A 16,424-nucleotide genomic window follows, 5' to 3' on the forward strand; every position below is an offset into this window, starting at 1 on the left:
ACCAACCCCCATGCAGAGGAAGGTCATATCCGGTATTAGACCCCGTTTCCAGGGCTTGTCCCAGAGTGCAGGGCAGATTGCCCACGTGTTACTCACCCGTTCGCCACTGATCCACCCCGAAGGGCTTCACCGTTCGACTTGCATGTGTTAAGCACGCCGCCAGCGTTCGTCCTGAGCCAGGATCAAACTCTCCGTGAATGCTTGCTCGTAATCGAGCGGCACACTCGCGTTGAGCGGCACGGCAACCACCGGAATAGGGCGGCCCCGCGCACTGCGTCCTCGCTGTGTTATTTCAAAAGGAATCTCCAACCCCAGAGAATCTGAGGCCGGGGATGTCAACATATCTGGCGTTGACTTTTGGCACGCTGTTGAGTTCTCAAGGAACGGACACTTCCTTCAGGCGGCTTTCACACCGGCCCTCCGGGCGCTTCGTTCTTTCGTGTTTCCAGCTTATCAGACGTTTTCCGCTCCGTTTTCCGGAGTTTCATTCATCCGATTTGCTTCGGCCTTTCGGCGCTCCCGAACTCTATCAGAGTTTCTCGGGCCGTTTTCCCGCTCACCACTCGAAATTCGATTCGAGGGCTTCCGCAGGGGCCGTCCCGTGGGGCAACCCGGAGAACATTACGCACCGGGTTGCCCCACGTCAAATCACACCTCGACGACGACCGGCACGATCATCGGGCGGCGGCGGTAGTTGTCCGCCACCCACTTGCCGATGGTCCGGCGGACCAGCTGCTGCACCTGGCGGATCTCCAGGACGCCGTCGCTCGCCGAGCGGTCCAGCGCCTCCTGGAGCTTGGCCGCCACCGGGACGAACGCGCTGTCGTCGATGCCGGATCCGCGGGCCTGGATGGTCGGGCCACCCACGATCTTCCCGTTGGTGGAGTCGACCACCACGAAGACCGAGATGAAGCCCTCCTCGCCCAGGATCCTGCGGTCCTTGAGCGAGGCCTCGGTGATGTCGCCGACCGAGGAGCCGTCGACGTACACGTAGCCGGCCTGCACCTTGCCGACGATGCGGGCGACGCCGCCCTCCAGGTCGACGCAGACACCGTCCTCGGCGATGACCACGCGGTTGCGCGGCACGCCGGTGAGGACGCCCAGGTCGGCAGCGGCCCGCAGGTGACGCCACTCGCCGTGCACCGGCATCAGGTTGCGCGGCTTGCAGATGTTGAAGAAGTACAGGAGCTCGCCGGCCGAGGCATGGCCGGAGACGTGCACCTTGGCGTTGCCCTTGTGCACGACCTTGGCGCCCCAGCGGGTCAAGCCGTTGATCACCCGGTAGACGGCGTTCTCGTTGCCGGGGATCAGCGAGGAGGCCAGGACGACGGTGTCGCCCTCGACGATGCGGATCTGGTGGTCGCGATTGGCCATCCGGGACAGCGCGGCCATCGGCTCGCCCTGCGAGCCGGTACAGATCAGCACGACCTCCTTGTCCGGGAGGTCGTCCAGCTGCTTGACGTCGACGATCAGGTTGCCGGGCACCTTCAGGTAGCCGAGGTCGCGGGCGATGCCCATGTTGCGCACCATCGAGCGGCCGACGAAGGCGACCTTGCGCTTGTACTCGTGCGCGGCGTCCAGCACCTGCTGGATGCGGTGCACGTGGCTGGCGAAGGAGGCGACGATGATGCGCCGCTCGGCGTTGGCGAAGACGTTCCGCAGCGCGGCGGAGATGTCCCGCTCGTGCGGGATGAAGCCGGGGACCTCGGCGTTGGTGGAGTCCACCAGCAGCAGGTCCATGCCCTCCTCGGCCAGCTTGGCGAAGGTCGGGAGGTCGGTCAGGCGGCCGTCGAGCGGCAGCTGGTCCATCTTGAAGTCACCGGTGGCGACGACCATGCCGGCGGGGGTGCGCACGGCGACGGCCAGGGCGTCCGGGATGGAGTGGTTGACCGCGATGAACTCGCAGTCGAAGGGGCCGATCCGCTCGCGGTCGCCCTCGGCGACCTCCAGGACGTAGGGGCGGATGCGGTGCTCGGCGAGCTTGGCCTCGATCAGGGCGAGGGTGAGCTTCGAGCCGATCAGCGGGATGTCCGGGTTCTCCCGGAGGAGGTACGGGACGGCGCCGATGTGGTCCTCGTGGCCGTGGGTCAGGACGATGCCGTCGACCTTGTCGAGGCGGTCCCGGATGTAGGTGAAGTCCGGGAGGATCAGGTCGACGCCGGGCTGCTCGTCCTCGGGGAAGAGGACGCCGCAGTCCACGATGAGGATGCGGTCCCCGTACTCGAAGACCGTCATGTTGCGGCCGATCTCGCCGAGGCCGCCGAGCGGAGTGATGCGGAGGGCGCCCTCCTTCAGGGCCGGGGGCGCGCCGAGTTCGGGATGCGGGTGGCTCAAAAGACTCTCCTCACGACGCACGCCATATGCCCGGGGTCCTCCCCCGCGAGACATATGGCGTGCGTACTCAGTGTCGGTTTCCTACTGGGTCGGTGCTCTCGCGCCTTCGTCCGGTTCAGCGGCAGACCTCCGGGAGGTCCGGCGAGCCGGGGCGCGCACGTCTGTGTCTGCTACAGGTTTACCCCGCCTGCGGCGAGATCCTTCTTCAATTGCGCGATCTCCTCGGCGGTCGCGCCGACCAGCGGGAGCCGCAGCGGTCCGGCGGGCAGGCCCTGGAGCTCCAGCGCGGCCTTGCTGAGGATCACGCCCTGGGTGCGGAAGATACCGGTGAAGACCGGGAGCAGGCTCTGGTGGATCGCCGTGGCCTTGGACACATCGCCGGCCAGGTAGGCCTCGATCATGGTCCGCAGCTCGCCGGCCACCACGTGCCCGACCACGCTGACCACGCCGACGGCTCCGACGGACAGCAGCGGCAGATTGAGGATGTCGTCGCCGGAGTACCAGGCCAGGTCGGAGCGGGCGATCGCCCAGGCGGCGGCGCCGAGGTCGCCCTTGGCGTCCTTGTTGGCGACGATCCGCGGGTGCTCGCCGAGCCGCACCAGCGTCTCGTGGCTCAGCGCCACGCCGCTGCGGCCGGGGATGTCGTAGAGCATGACCGGCAGCCCGGTGGCGTCGGCGATGTGCGTGGTGTGCCGGTACAGGCCCTCCTGCGGGGGCTTGCTGTAGTACGGGGTGACGACGAGCAGGCCGTGGGCTCCGGCGGCCTCGGCCTGGCGGGCCAGCTCGGCGCTGTGGTGCGTGTCGTTGGTGCCGACGCCGGCCACCACGTGGGCGCGGTCCCCCACCGCCTCCACCACGGCACGGACGAGGTCGGCCTTCTCGGCGTCGCTGGTGGTCGGGGACTCGCCGGTGGTGCCGTTGACGACGAGGCCGTCGTTGCCGGAGTCGACGAGGTGTGCGGCGAGGCGCTGGGCGCCGTCGAGGTCGAGCCCGCCGTCAGCGGTGAACGGCGTCACCATCGCGGTCAGGACCCGGCCGAAGGGCGTCTGGGGGGTGGAGGTCGGAGCCATGCATCCAAAGCTACTCGTAGGCGGTGGGGCGGTACCCAGGCCGGTCCAGGGTTCGGACAGGTGTAGCGCACGGGCGGCGGAAACGTGGGATTCCGGTGCTGCATGCTCGGGGGTTCATGCAGCACCGGAATCCGTGTCACGAGCGTAGGGAGCGGCCAGAAAAGCCGCAATCCAGACATGCCAGGCAAGCCGCCCATATGCCTGTCATCCCAGGTCAGGGGGCGACTCGGCCGTGCTTCTCGAAAGCCGCATGGGTGAGCGGCATGAGCCGGGCCCACTGCTCCTCCATCTGCTCGGCGACCATCTCGATCTCGCGCTGCGGGAAGGACGGCACGGCGGCGTTCTCCTTCTTGGTCCGCAGCGACAGGAAGTGCATCAGCGAGCGGGCGTTGCAGGTCGCGTACATGGAGGAGAAGAGGCCGACCGGCAGCACCGCCCGGGCCACCTCGCGGGCGACGCCTGCGTCCAGCATCTCCCGGTAGCGCCCGTACGCCTCGCGGTAGGCCGTCTCCATCGCCTCGGTGACGGTCTTGTGCTGCTCGGGCGTGCCCTCGACGAACTCGTAGCGGCCCGGGCGGCCCTCCTGGACCAGCTTGCGGTCCTCGCCCGGCACGTAGAAGACCGGCTGCAGCTCGCGGTAGCGGCCGGACTCCTCGTTGTACGACCAGCCGCTGCGGTGGCGGTGGAACTCGCGGAAGACGAAGATCGGCGCGCTGATGAAGAAGGTCATCGAGTTGTGCTCGAACGGCGTGCCGTGCCGGTCCCGCATCAGGTAGTTGATCAGGCCCTTGGACTTCTCCGGGTCCTGCTGGAGCGCCTCCAGGGACTGCTCCCCCGCCGTCGAGACCCGGGCCGCCCAGATGACGTCCGAGTCGGCCGCGGCGCTGCGGACGAGCTCCACGGTCACGTCGCTGCGGAACTGGGGGGCCGTCGGTTCGTCGCTCACGCGCTGCTCCTCGCAGGGTTGTCGATGGTGGTACCAGTGGTACCGGTGGTGCGGGTGGTGCCGGTCGTGCGGTGCAGCCGGATCGCGTGCTGCATGGTCTTGCGGGCCCGGGGGGTGTCGCCGGCGTCGGCGTAGGCGACCGCGAGGCGGAAGAAGGCCCGCCAGTCGCCGGGGGCCGCCTCGGCCTCGGCCTTGCGGCGGGCGAACACGGCGTCGGCGGAGTTCCGGTCGATCCGCCCGCCGGCGGTGCGCTCCAGCTCGTCCACCGGCAGGCTGCCCTCGGCCTCCAGCTCGCGGGCCAGCCGCTCGCTGTCGCGCCCGAAGCGGACGGTCTGGCGCAGGAACCAGATGCCGATCACCGGGATGACGAAGGCGCAGAGCCCCATGCCGATGCCGAGCGGCTTGCCGGTGGCGATCAGCTGGACGCCCTCGCCCACGCAGATCAGCGCCACCAGCAGCAGCACGGCGGCGAGGACGAAGAAGCCGGTGCGGGAGGTCACGTCGTACTCCAGGGGGCCGGCACGGTCACAGGTCCAGGAAGTTTTCGAGGCCCAGGGTGAGCCCGGGGGTCTCCACGACCTTGCGCACGCCGAGCAGGATGCCCGGCATGAAGCTGCTGTGGTGCAGCGAGTCGTGCCGGATGGTGAGGGTCTCGCCGGTGTCGCCGAACATCACCTGCTGGTGGGCGAGCAGGCCGCGCAGCCGGACCGCGTGCACCGGCACCCCGTCCACGTCGGCGCCGCGGGCGCCGGGGAGGCCGTGCGTGGTCGGGTCCTGCTGGGGCGGGAGGCCGGCCTCGGCACGGGCGGCGGCGATCAGCTGCGCGGTGCGGGTGGCGGTGCCGCTGGGGGCGTCGGCCTTGCGGTCGTGGTGGAGCTCGACCACCTCGACCGACTCGAAGTACTTGGCGGCGGTCTGCGCGAACTTCATGCCGAGCACGGCGCCGATGGAGAAGTTCGGCGCGATCAGCAGGCCCAGCCCGGGCGCCTCGTCCAGCCAGCCGCGGACGGTGGCGAACCGGTCCTCGGTCCAGCCGGTGGTGCCGGTGACCACGTGGATGCCGTGGTGCAGGCAGTAGTCGAGGTTGGGCATCACCGAGTCGGGGTGGGTCAGCTCGACGGCGACCTGCACCCCGGCCTCGGTCAGCTCCTCCGGCTTCGACCCCCGGCCCAGGGTGGCGACCAGCTCCAGGTCGGGCGCGGCCTCGACGGCCTTGACCGCCTCGGAGCCGATCCGGCCCTTGGCGCCGATCACGGCGACACGCAGCGTCATGGTGTGTGTTCCCTTCAGGCCAGCAGGTCGGCGAGCCTGGCGGCCCGCTTGTCGGTGATCGGGCCGATCAGCGCCAGCGACGGCCGGTGGGCGCCCAGCACGTCACGGGCCACGGCGTGGACGTCCTCCAGGGTGACGTCCGCTATCTTCGCCAGCATGTCGTCGACCGAGAGGTGGTGGCCGTAGCTCAGCTCGGCCTTGCCGATCCGGTTCATCAGCGAGCCGGTGTCCTCCATGCCGAGCACGGTGGAGCCGGAGATCTGGCCGATCGCCCGCTGCAGCTCCTCCTCGGTGATGCCCTCGGCGACCACCTTGGCGAGCTCCTCGCGGCAGATCCGCAGCACCTCCTCGACGCGCTTGGGCTGGCAGCCGGCGTAGATGCCGAAGAGGCCGCTGTCCGCGTACGAGGAGGAGTAGGAGTACACCGAGTAGGCCAGGCCGCGCTTCTCCCGGACCTCCTGGAAGAGCCGCGAGCTCATGCCGCCGCCGAGGGCCGCGTTGAGCACGCCCATCGCCCAGCGGCGCTCGTCGTGCCGGGGCACGCCGGGGACGCCGAGCACCAGGTGGGCCTGCTCGGTGCCGCGGTTGAGCACCTCGACCTTGCCGGCCGTGCGCAGCGTCTTGACCCCGCGCCGGGCCTCGGCGGGGCCGGCGTCCGACTTGGCGAGCAGCGGGGCGAAGGCCCGCTCGACCTGGCGGACGACCTTGCGGTGGTCCAGGTTGCCGGCCGCGGCGACGACCAGGTGCTCGGGCCGGTAGCGGCGGTGGAAGAAGCCGGCGATCTGGTCCCGGGTGAGCGCCTTGATGGTCTCCTGGGTGCCGAGGATCGGGCGGCCCAGCGGGCCGCTGCCGAAGATCACCTTGGCGAAGAGGTCGTGCACCACGTCGCCCGGGTCGTCCTCGGCCATCGCCATCTCCTCGAGGATGACGCCGCGCTCGGCCTCCACGTCCTCGGGGCGGATCAGCGAACCGGTGAGCATGTCGCAGACCACGTCGATGGCCAGCGGCAGGTCGGTGTCGAGCACCCGCGCGTAGTAGCAGGTGTTCTCCTTCGCGGTGAAGGCGTTCATCTCGCCGCCGACCGCGTCCAGGGCGGCCGAGATGTCCAGCGCGCTGCGCCGCTCGGTGCCCTTGAAGAGCAGGTGCTCCAGGTAGTGGGTGGCCCCGTTCAGCTGCGGGGTCTCGTCCCGCGAGCCGACTCCGACCCAGATGCCGAAGGTCGCGGAGCGGACCGTCGGAAGGGTCTCGGTGACGACCCGCAGGCCGCCGGGGAGGACGGTGCGGCGCACCGTGCCGGCGCCGTCCGCGCCCTTGAGCAGGGTCCGGGTGGTGCCGGGGCGCTGCTTCGCCGCCGAGGCCTGGGCCACGGGGGTACCTCCGTAGAAAGCATGGGTGAACAACCGGGTGCGGCCCGCACGCCGACGGGGGCGTGCGGGCCGCGACCGGGCTCTAGGAATGGGGGCTAGCGGCGCTTCACTCGGAAGCGGCCTCGCCGCCCTCCTCGCCCTCGATGACGGGGATCAGGGAGAGCTTGCCGCGCGGGTCGATCTCGGCGATCTCGACCTGGACCTTGGCGCCGACGCCGAGGACGTCCTCGACGTTCTCGACGCGCTTGCCGCCGGCCAGCTTGCGGATCTGCGAGATGTGCAGCAGGCCGTCCTTGCCCGGCATGAGCGAGACGAACGCGCCGAACGTCGTGGTCTTGACCACGGTGCCCAGGTAGCGCTCGCCGACCTCCGGCATGGTCGGGTTGGCGATCTGGTTGATCGTCGTACGGGCAGCCTCCGCCGAGGGGCCGTCGACCGCACCGATGTAGATGGTGCCGTCGTCCTCGATGGTGATGTCCGCGCCGGTGTCCTCCTGGATCTGGTTGATCATCTTGCCCTTGGGGCCGATGACCTCACCGATCTTGTCCACCGGGATCTTGATGGTGATGATGCGCGGCGCGTTCGGCGACATCTCGTCGGGCGCGTCGATGGCCTCGTTCATCACGTCGAGGATGTGCAGGCGGGCGTCGCGGGCCTGCTTCAGCGCGGCGGCCAGCACCGACGCCGGGATGCCGGTGAGCTTGGTGTCCAGCTGCAGCGCGGTGATGAAGTTGCGGGTACCGGCGACCTTGAAGTCCATGTCGCCGTACGCGTCCTCGGCGCCCAGGATGTCGGTCAGCGCGACGTAGTGGGTCTCGCCGTCGATCTCCTGCGAGATCAGGCCCATGGCGATGCCGGCGACGGCGGCCTTCAGCGGCACACCGGCGTTCAGCAGCGACATGGTGGAGGCGCAGACCGAGCCCATCGAGGTGGAGCCGTTGGAGCCGAGCGCCTCGGAGACCTGGCGGATCGCGTAGGGGAACTCCTCGCGGGTCGGCAGCACGGGCAGGATCGCCCGCTCGGCCAGCGCGCCGTGGCCGATCTCGCGGCGCTTGGGCGAGCCCACGCGGCCGGTCTCACCGACCGAGTACGGCGGGAAGTTGTAGTTGTGCATGTAGCGGCGACGCGTCTCCGGGGAGAGCGTGTCGAGCTGCTGCTCCATGCGCAGCATGTTCAGCGTGGTGACGCCCAGGATCTGGGTCTCGCCGCGCTCGAACAGGGCGGAGCCGTGGACGCGCGGGATGGCCTCGACCTCGGCGGCCAGGGTGCGGATGTCGGTGACGCCGCGGCCGTCGATGCGGACCTTGTCCTTGATGACGCGCTCGCGGACGATCTTCTTGGTCAGCGCGTTGTAGGCGGCGCTGATCTCCTTCTCGCGGCCCTCGAACTCCGGCAGCAGCTTCTCGGCGGCCAGCGCCTTGACGCGGTCGAGCTCGTTGTTGCGCTCCTGCTTGCCCGCGATGGTGAGGGCCTGGGAGAGCTCGTCCTTGACGGCGGCGGTCAGCGCGGCCAGCACGTCGTCCTGGTAGTCCAGGAAGACCGGGAACTCGCCGGTCGGCTTGGCGGCCTGGGCGGCCAGCTGGGCCTGGGCGGCGCAGAGCACCTTGATGAACGGCTTGGCGGCGTCCAGACCGGCGGCGACGACCTCCTCGGTCGGGGCCTCGGCGCCGTCGGCGACCAGCTTGATGGTCTTGTCGGTGGCCTCGGCCTCGACCATCATGATCGCGACGTCGCCGTCCGGCAGGACGCGGCCGGCCACGACCATGTCGAAGACGGCCGACTCCAGCTCGCTGTGGGTCGGGAAGGCGACCCACTGGCCCTTGATCAGCGCGACGCGCACGCCGCCGATGGGGCCGGTGAACGGCAGGCCGGCCAGCTGGGTGGAGGCGGAGGCGGCGTTGATGGCCACCACGTCGTACAGGTGGTCCGGGTTGAGGGCCATCACGGTGACGACGACCTGGACCTCGTTGCGCAGGCCCTTGACGAAGGACGGGCGCAGCGGGCGGTCGATCAGGCGGCAGGTGAGGATGGCGTCCTCGGAGGGCCGGCCCTCACGACGGAAGAACGAGCCGGGGATGCGGCCCGCGGCGTACATCCGCTCCTCGACGTCGACGGTCAGCGGGAAGAAGTCGAAGTGCTCCTTCGGCTGCTTGGACGCGCTGGTGGCCGACAGGACCATGGTGTCGTCGTCCAGGTAGGCGACGGCGGAGCCGCCGGCCTGGCGGGCCAGACGGCCGGTCTCGAAGCGGATGGTACGGGTGCCGAAGAAACCGTTGTCGATCACGGCCTCGGCGTAGAACACGTTCTCTTCCACCTGGAAGATCTCCTCTTTCGTACGTCTCCGGGAGAGCGCCCCCGCGCACAGCCTGTCGGTGGCCCTGGACCCTCTTGCGCAGAGGGAGGCAGTCGGGCCGGTCTTCGATCGAAGCCTCCGGCGGGCCCCGCTCGTCTGCGGGGCTTCCGGCGGCCACTACCGAGGACCGGCGCCTCTCGGCTGCCGGGCCTGGACGGGCGGTCCGCGTCTGGGCGCTCTCTCGGATGCGGGCGGCTTCCGTTTGAAGCCTTCGTCCCGCGGGGGGTCTGGGTCTTTCCGCCTGGGTGGCGCGGTGTCGCGCCATCACCCGGCATGCCCACAACCCTACGGTGCAATCCTCGGCCACCTGGGGAGGTGCGCGCGAGTTGTTATGCGCGGTTGTGTGTCCGGTGCTCCGTGGGCACCGGCCGCGGCATACGCGCGAGGGGCGGCCCCCCGGTGTGGGGAGCCGCCCCGAGCGGCGGTCTTAGCGGGCGCCGCCGGCGGCACCGCGGCGGATGCCCAGGCGGTCGACGAGCGTACGGAAGCGCTCGATGTCCTTCTTGGCCAGGTACTGCAGCAGGCGGCGACGCTGGCCGACCAGGATCAGCAGGCCACGACGCGAGTGGTGGTCGTGCTTGTGGGCCTTCAGGTGCTCGGTCAGGTCCGAGATGCGACGGGAGAGCATGGCCACCTGGACCTCGGGGGAGCCGGTGTCGCCCTCCTTGGTGCCGAACTCGGCGATGATCTGCTTCTTGACGTCAGAGGCGAGAGCCACTGCAACTCCTTCGGGGTGATACCGAGCGGTCCTGGTCTACGGCACAGGACTCTGTGAGAACTCGGTGTCGCGACTGAGTGCGGCCTGCGGTCTGCGACCCACCGGGGGCGGACACACGGCTGCACTCGAAAGGCAAGCGTACCAGTGCCGCCCCGCGGCCCGTCGGCGGCCCGGTCAGCCGGTGATGCCGCCGCGGACCAGGGTGTAGATGTCGAGCACGGCGAGCGCCAGCGGGACGAGGGCCATCAGGGTGAGGCTGTCGACCAGGTCCAGGATGCGCCCCCAGAAGGGGGAGACGCCCAGCCGGGGCACCACCAGGGCGATGGCGGTGAGCACCGCGGCGCCGAAGGCGATCGAGGTGCCCAGCCAGATGGTGCGCAGGTCGACCTCGGTGGCGCTGGCGGCCTTGAGGATGAACAGCGGGGTGTGCAGGGAGAGGCCGACGATCAGCAGCGACAGGCCGATCAGCCCGGCGATGGTGAGGCTGAAGACCTGCGCGGTGTAGCGGAACAGCCGGGCGCGCAGCATGGTGGCGATGCCCAGGGTGAGCGCGAGCAGCTCCGGGAAGAGTGCGTCGGTGAAGCCGAGCACGGCGCAGGCGCCGACGATCACCGCGGCGCAGCCGCCGACGAGGCCGACGAGCACCTCGTGGCCGCGGCGGGCCTGGTGGGCGATCCGCTCGTACTGGACGGCCTCGGCGCGGCCGGCCTCCTCGTCGTAGTCGCGGCTGCGGGTGCGGGTCTGGCCGGGGGCGCTGAAGCCGACGGGCAGCCGGGCGAAGCGGGCGGAGAGGCCGGGCAGGAAGCCGATCACGGCGACGGCGGCGACGCCGGTGACGGCGGCGATGTGGCCGACCGGGGTGCCGGGCAGCAGGACGGCGGCGAAGGTGGCGAGTGCGCCGGCCGCGGCCACGAAGGCGGCGGCGACGAAGAGCGAGTCCCGCTCGGGCAGCAGGCCGACCAGCAGCACGGCGACGACGAGGACGGCGACGCAGCCGGTGAGGAACTGCAGCCGGCCCGGACCGTCCCAGGCGTGGGCGGGTGCGATGACGCCGCTGCCGCCGATCATGGCGTGCGGGAGGGCGCCGAGGCCGAGGGCGAGCGCGGCCCAGGCGTCCTGGTAGACCCGGGCGCGGACGCCGGCCAGGGCGGTGAGCACCACGGCGGTGACGCCGGAGAGCACGCCGGGCAGGCCGTGCATGTCGTGGCGCAGGTCGGAGAACCAGAGCGCGAAGCCGAGCAGGGTGAGCAGGACGCCGGCGCCGATGAGGCCGAAGGCCCGCATCAGCTCGGGGCTCCAGAACCTGCGGTCGGCCTCGACGGCGGTGGCGATGGCGTCGGCGACGTCGTCGTAGACGGCCGGCGGGAGCGACTCGGCGAACGGGCGCAGGCTGAGCAGGTCGCCGTCGCGGACCTGCTGGGCGGCGAGCGGCAGGCCGCTGTCGAGCACGGTGCCGTCGCGCCGGACGAGGTGGAAGCCGGTCGGCGCGCCGTCGGGCTGGGTCTGGCCGGACAGGCGCAGCACCTCGGGGTAGACGTCCGCGAGCGGGACGTCCTCGGGCAGGGCGACGTCGATCCGGCTGTCCGGTGCGACGACGGTGACCCGGCAGAAGCCGGTGGTGGCGGACGTGGTCATGCTGACACCTCGCCGGCGTTCATCGCGCACCCCTCGATCGCTCGACGCACTGGGCGCTCCCCCTTGTTGACGGTGCCGCCCTGCGGGCGGCGGTCGGTTCTCCTGCTGCACTGCGCGGGCGCCCGGCCGGGGAACTGGTCCGATCCGGCCTTGAGTTGGCGCGGCGTTACCCTACCCGCTCCGTTCCCGGGCGCCGTCGAGCAGGGGCCGGTGGGGTGCCGCCGGTGGGTCGCCCGGGGCGACCAGTAGGATCGGCCCCTGCGCAAGGCGACGGGGGCAAGGAGCCGCGCTCCTCCCCGGGGCGCCTGCGGTCGGCGGAGCGGGGGCGGCGTCACACGGGGCGCCCTCACCCGTACGTATCCAGTTGCGTGAGGGCTGATGCCGAAGTGAACGAGCTGTCCGTTCGAGGCTGCGGGGTGGGAGCATGAGCGTGATCACGGTCAAGCGCCCGGCGCGCGCCTATCCCCCGGCGGTGCCGGACGAGCCGGTGGAGTTGGTCACTCCGCCCGAGTTGCCCCGGTCGGGCGGCGAGGACTGGCTGATGAGCATCCTTCCGATGCTCGGCATGGGCGGCTCGGCGGTGTTCTTCTTCTCGCCCGGCGCCGCGGCCCCGATGAAGATCATGGGCGGTCTGATGATCGTCTCGACGGTCGGCATGGCGCTGGCCCAGATCGTGCGGGCGCGCAAGGGCGGCTCGACCGCCACCGCCGACGAGCGCCGCGACTACCTGAAGTACCTGCAGCAGATGCGCCGCCAGGTGCGGCGCACGGCCGAGCGCCAGCGCGGCGCGCAGCTGTTCCTCAACCCGGAGCCGGACCAGCTCTGGTCGATCGTCGCGGACGGCCGGCGGATCTGGGAACGCCGCAGCGGTGACGCCGACTTCGCGCAGATCCGGGTCGGCCGCGGGCCGGTGCAGCTGTCGACGCCGCTGGTGGCGCCGCAGACCGCGCCGATGGATGAGCTGGAACCGCTCTCCGCGGCCGCGATGCACACCTTCCTCAAGGCCCACGGCACCCTGCAGGACCTGCCGCTGGCGGTGTCGCTGCGCGCCTTCTACCACATCACGGTGTGCGGGGACCCGGACACCGTGTACGGCAACGTGCGGGCGATGATCGCCCAGTTGACGACGCTGCACTCGCCGGACGACCTGCTGGTGACGGTGGCCGCGGCGCCGGGCGCGGTGGAGGAGTGGGAGTGGACCAAGTGGCTCCCGCACAACCAGCACCGCAAGGAGAACGACGGTGCGGGCTCGCGGCGGCTGATCGCGACCGGCCTCGGTGAGCTGGAGTACCTGCTCCAGGACGAGCTGGCGGGCCGCCAGCGCTTCGTGCGGGACGCCGCGCCGACGACGGAGCAGCCGCACATCGTGGTGGTCATGGACGGCGCCTCGGTGCCGCACGACTCGCTGCTGGCGGGCCCGGAGGGCGTGCACGGGGTGACCATCATCGAGGTCGTCCCGGGCGACCTGGACGAGCCGACCGGCCACCTCATCGTCACGGTGAGCCCGGAGCAGCTGGTGCTCCGCTCGGCCTCGGGCGCCACCTACTCCGGCAAGCCGGACACCCTGTCGGCCTGGCAGTCCGAGGCGCTGGCACGGCAGTTGGCGCCGTACCGGATCTCGGCCGGCGGCGACGACGAGCCGCTGCTGTCCAACCTGGACTTCACCGACCTGATGAACTCGGGCGACCCGGGCTCCTTCGACGTGTCGCGCAGCTGGCGGCCGCGGGCGCAGCACGAGAAGCTGCGGGTCCCGATCGGGGTCGGGGCCGGCGGCGAGCACGTCTACCTGGACATCAAGGAGGCGGCGCTGGAGGGCATGGGCCCGCACGGCCTGTGCGTCGGCGCGACCGGCTCCGGCAAGTCCGAGCTGCTGCGCACCCTGGTGCTGGCGCTGGCGATGACGCACTCCTCGGAGATCCTGAACTTCGTCCTCGCCGACTTCAAGGGCGGCGCGACCTTCGCCGGCATGGCGGACATGCCGCACACCTCCGCGGTGATCACCAACCTGGAGGGCGAGCTCACCCTGGTCGACCGCATGCGGGACGCGATCGAGGGCGAGCTGAACCGCCGCCAGGAGCTGCTGCGCTCGGCGGGCAACTACGCCAACCTCCACGAGTACGAGCGGGCCCGCGCGGCGGGTGCGGCGCTCGACCCGCTGCCCTCGCTGGTGCTGATCATCGACGAGTTCTCCGAGCTGCTCACCGCGAAGCCGGACTTCATCGAGATGTTCATCCAGATCGGCCGGATCGGCCGCTCGCTGGGCGTGCACCTGCTGCTGGCCTCGCAGCGCCTGGAGGAGGGCAAGCTGCGCGGTCTGGACACCTACCTCTCGTACCGGATCGGTCTGCGCACCTTCTCGGCGGCGGAGTCGCGGGCGGCGCTCGGGGTGCCGGACGCGTACCACCTGCCGCCGGTGCCGGGTGTCGGCTACCTGAAGTTCGGCACCGACGTGATGGACCGGTTCAAGGCCGCGTACGTCTCCGGGCCGTACCGGGCGCCGGGTCAGCAGCGCGCCACCGGCGGGCGGCTGGTGACGGCGCAGCCGGTGCTGTTCACCGCGGCCGAGGTGCCGGTGCTGGAGCCGCCGGTGCAGGAGGTCGAGCCGGTGGCGGAGGAGCCGGACGACGCGCTGGTGGACACCGTGCTGGACGTGTTCGTGCAGCGGATGGCGGGGCAGGGCCCGGCCGCGCACCAGGTGTGGCTGCCGCCGCTGGACGAGGCGCCGAGCGTGGACCAGCTGCTGCCGCCGCTGCAGGCGACCGCCGAGCGCGGGCTGACCTCGCCGGGCTTCGGGGCGCTGGGCCGGCTGGAGGTGCCGGTCGGCATCGTGGACCGGCCGCGCGACCAGCGGCGCGACGTGCTGCACCAGAACTACTCGGGCGCGGCCGGTCACGGTCTGATCGTGGGCGGTCCGCGCTCCGGCAAGTCGACGCTGGTGCGCACCACGGTCACGGCGTTCGCGCTGACCCACACCCCGCTGGAGGCGCAGTTCTACCTGCTGGACTTCGGCGGCGGCGGTTTCCAGTCGCTGCAGGACCTGCCGCACGTCGGCGGGGTCGCGGGCCGGCTGGACGTCGAGAAGGTGCGCCGCATGATCAGCGAGGTGCACGGGGTGCTGAACCGGCGCGAGGAGCTGTTCCGGGCGACCGGGATCGACTCGATCGCGACGTACCGGGCCCGCCGGGCGGCCGGGCAGCTGCCGGACGAGCAGTTCGGCGACGTGTTCCTCGCGATCGACGGCTGGAACACCTTCAAGCAGGAGTTCGAGATGCTGGAGGGGGTGATCGGCGACATCGCGCAGCGCGGTCTCGGCTACGGCGTCCACGTGATCATCACCGCGGCCCGCTACGCGGAGGTCCGCCCGGCGCTGAAGGACCTGCTGCAGAACCGGACCGAGCTGAAGCTCGGTGACGCGATGGAGTCCGAGGTGGACCGGAAGGTGGCGCAGAGCGTGCCGTCCATGCCGGGCCGCGGTGTCACGCCGGACCGGCTGCACTTCCTCTCCGGTCTGCCGCGGCTGGACGGCTCGAACTCGGTGGACGACCTGCAGGACGGGGTGGCCGGGCTGGTCGCGGCGGTCAACGCGGCCTGGACGGGCCCGCGCGCGCCGCAGGTCCGGATGCTGCCGGCGGTGCTGGACGGGTTCTCGCTGCCGAAGGGATTCGAGCACCCCGAGCGCGGCGTTTCGTTCGGCGTGGACGAGGTGGAGCTGGCGCCGGCCTTCGTCAACTTCGAGACCGACCCGCTGTTCATCGTCTTCGGCGACACCGAGTCCGGGAAGTCCGCGCTGCTGCGGATGCTCATCAAGCAGATCACCGAGCGGTACACGCCGGACCAGGCGGGCATCGTGGTCGGCGACTACCGGCGTGCACTGCTCGGCGTGGTGCCTCAGGAGTACCTGGTGGAGTACGCGGCCGCGCAGCCGGCCATGACCAGCATCGTGGAGATGCTGCGCGGGGCCTGCTCGCGCCGTCTGCCGGGCCCGGACGTGACCGCCGAGCAGCTGCGCAACCGCAGCTGGTACAGCGGCAAGGACATGTTCGTGATCGTGGACGACTACGAGCTGGTGGCGACGAGCTCGGGCAACCCGCTGGCGCCGCTGGCCGAGTTCCTGCCGTTCGCGCGGGACATCGGCCTGCGCGTGATCATCGCCCGCAGCGCCGGCGGTGCCGGGCGCTCGCTGTACGAGCCGGTGATGCAGCGGATGCGGGAGCTGGGCGGCCAGGGCGTGATCCTGTCCGGGAACAAGGACGAGGGCGCGCTGCTGGGCACGGTCAAGCCGCAGCCGCTGCCGCCGGGCCGCGGGGTGTTCGTCTCGCGCCGGGCGACCAACGGCCAGATGGTCCAGACGGGCTGGCTGCCGTCGGCCTAGCCGAGGCTCCGGACGTACTCGTCCGGGTCCCGTCCCGGCGGGGACGGGTATGCGCGACCGCCTCCGGCGGCGGTCACGGACGGTGATCGAAGGGCCGGGCTCCTCGGGAGTCCGGCCCTTCGGCGTCCCACGTGCCGAAACGTTACCTAGATCTTTCGGGCCCGCGGCTGCGGTTCCCGTACCCGGCCGGGCGGCCCCGGGGTCGGTCGGCGGCGCCTGGGTGAGCCAGCCCACACCCGGATGCCGCCTTCGAAAGACTGGCCGCAATCCGAGGTTCACCTTGGATTCAAGCGCGATCCAGGGAAGGTAACAAGTCGGACATACATCACAATGACCATGCGTGATCACTGATTCGCA

Annotated in this window: 10 protein-coding genes and 1 rRNA gene (1 of these 11 only partly in view); 1 reads left to right on the plus strand and 10 read right to left on the minus strand. The window is 70.9% G+C overall.

Annotated features, from left to right (window positions below; all coding sequences use genetic code 11):
* From RMN57_RS14365 to eccD, 10 genes are all read right to left on the minus strand, one after another.
* Window positions 1–198 (minus strand): 16S ribosomal RNA (locus RMN57_RS14365) (it extends 1,326 nt beyond the left edge of the window).
* 450 nt (window positions 199–648) lie between these two features.
* Window positions 649–2,334: a ribonuclease J gene (locus RMN57_RS14370; protein ID WP_313763800.1), complete on the minus strand. Its 1,686-nt coding sequence runs from the start codon at window positions 2,332–2,334 to the stop codon at window positions 649–651.
* Between the two features lie 170 nt (window positions 2,335–2,504).
* Complete coding sequence (gene dapA, locus RMN57_RS14375; protein WP_313763801.1) at window positions 2,505–3,404, minus strand: 4-hydroxy-tetrahydrodipicolinate synthase; 900 nt, start codon at window positions 3,402–3,404, stop codon at window positions 2,505–2,507.
* Window positions 3,405–3,618: 214 nt separating this feature from the next.
* Window positions 3,619–4,350, minus strand: a complete 732-nt coding sequence (gene thyX, locus RMN57_RS14380; protein WP_313763802.1) for an FAD-dependent thymidylate synthase — start codon at window positions 4,348–4,350, stop codon at window positions 3,619–3,621.
* Window positions 4,347–4,850: a hypothetical protein gene (locus RMN57_RS14385; protein WP_313763803.1), complete on the minus strand. Its 504-nt coding sequence runs from the start codon at window positions 4,848–4,850 to the stop codon at window positions 4,347–4,349. The genes thyX and RMN57_RS14385 overlap by 4 nt, the downstream gene beginning before the upstream one ends.
* 25 nt (window positions 4,851–4,875) lie before the next feature.
* On the minus strand, window positions 4,876–5,622 hold the full coding sequence (dapB, locus tag RMN57_RS14390; protein ID WP_313763804.1) for a 4-hydroxy-tetrahydrodipicolinate reductase: 747 nt from the start codon (window positions 5,620–5,622) through the stop codon (window positions 4,876–4,878).
* Window positions 5,623–5,636: 14 nt separating this feature from the next.
* Window positions 5,637–6,989 carry a pitrilysin family protein gene (locus RMN57_RS14395; RefSeq protein WP_313763805.1) on the minus strand — a complete coding sequence of 451 codons (1,353 nt, stop codon included), beginning with the start codon at window positions 6,987–6,989 and terminating at the stop codon, window positions 5,637–5,639.
* Window positions 6,990–7,095: 106 nt separating this feature from the next.
* Window positions 7,096–9,303: a polyribonucleotide nucleotidyltransferase gene (locus RMN57_RS14400; protein ID WP_313763806.1), complete on the minus strand. Its 2,208-nt coding sequence runs from the start codon at window positions 9,301–9,303 to the stop codon at window positions 7,096–7,098.
* Between the two features lie 466 nt (window positions 9,304–9,769).
* Window positions 9,770–10,060, minus strand: coding sequence for a 30S ribosomal protein S15 (gene rpsO, locus RMN57_RS14405; protein ID WP_238741294.1), 291 nt, complete (start codon window positions 10,058–10,060; stop codon window positions 9,770–9,772).
* A 174-nt stretch (window positions 10,061–10,234) separates the two neighbouring features.
* On the minus strand, window positions 10,235–11,695 hold the full coding sequence (gene eccD, locus RMN57_RS14410; RefSeq protein WP_313763807.1) for a type VII secretion integral membrane protein EccD: 1,461 nt from the start codon (window positions 11,693–11,695) through the stop codon (window positions 10,235–10,237).
* Window positions 11,696–12,119: 424 nt separating this feature from the next.
* Between eccD and eccCa the strand changes: the two genes are divergently transcribed.
* The gene (gene eccCa, locus RMN57_RS14415; RefSeq protein ID WP_313763808.1) at window positions 12,120–16,067 is read left to right on the plus strand and encodes a type VII secretion protein EccCa; all 3,948 of its coding nucleotides are present in this window, start codon (window positions 12,120–12,122) and stop codon (window positions 16,065–16,067) included.
* Window positions 16,068–16,424: the final 357 nt, after the last annotated feature.

The sequence above is a fragment of the Kitasatospora sp. CM 4170 genome (assembly GCF_032110285.1).
GTDB lineage: Bacteria > Actinomycetota > Actinomycetes > Streptomycetales > Streptomycetaceae > Kitasatospora > Kitasatospora aburaviensis.

What these genes read in the sequence shown, in the direction of transcription:
- dapA (WP_313763801.1), bottom strand. Translation starts at nt 3,404, where the DNA reads ATGGCTCCGACCTCCACCCCCCAGACGCCCTTCGGCCGGGTCCTGACC.
- dapB (WP_313763804.1), bottom strand. Translation starts at nt 5,622, where the DNA reads ATGACGCTGCGTGTCGCCGTGATCGGCGCCAAGGGCCGGATCGGCTCC.
- eccD (WP_313763807.1), bottom strand. Translation starts at nt 11,695, where the DNA reads ATGACCACGTCCGCCACCACCGGCTTCTGCCGGGTCACCGTCGTCGCA.
- eccCa (WP_313763808.1), top strand. Translation starts at nt 12,120, where the DNA reads ATGAGCGTGATCACGGTCAAGCGCCCGGCGCGCGCCTATCCCCCGGCG.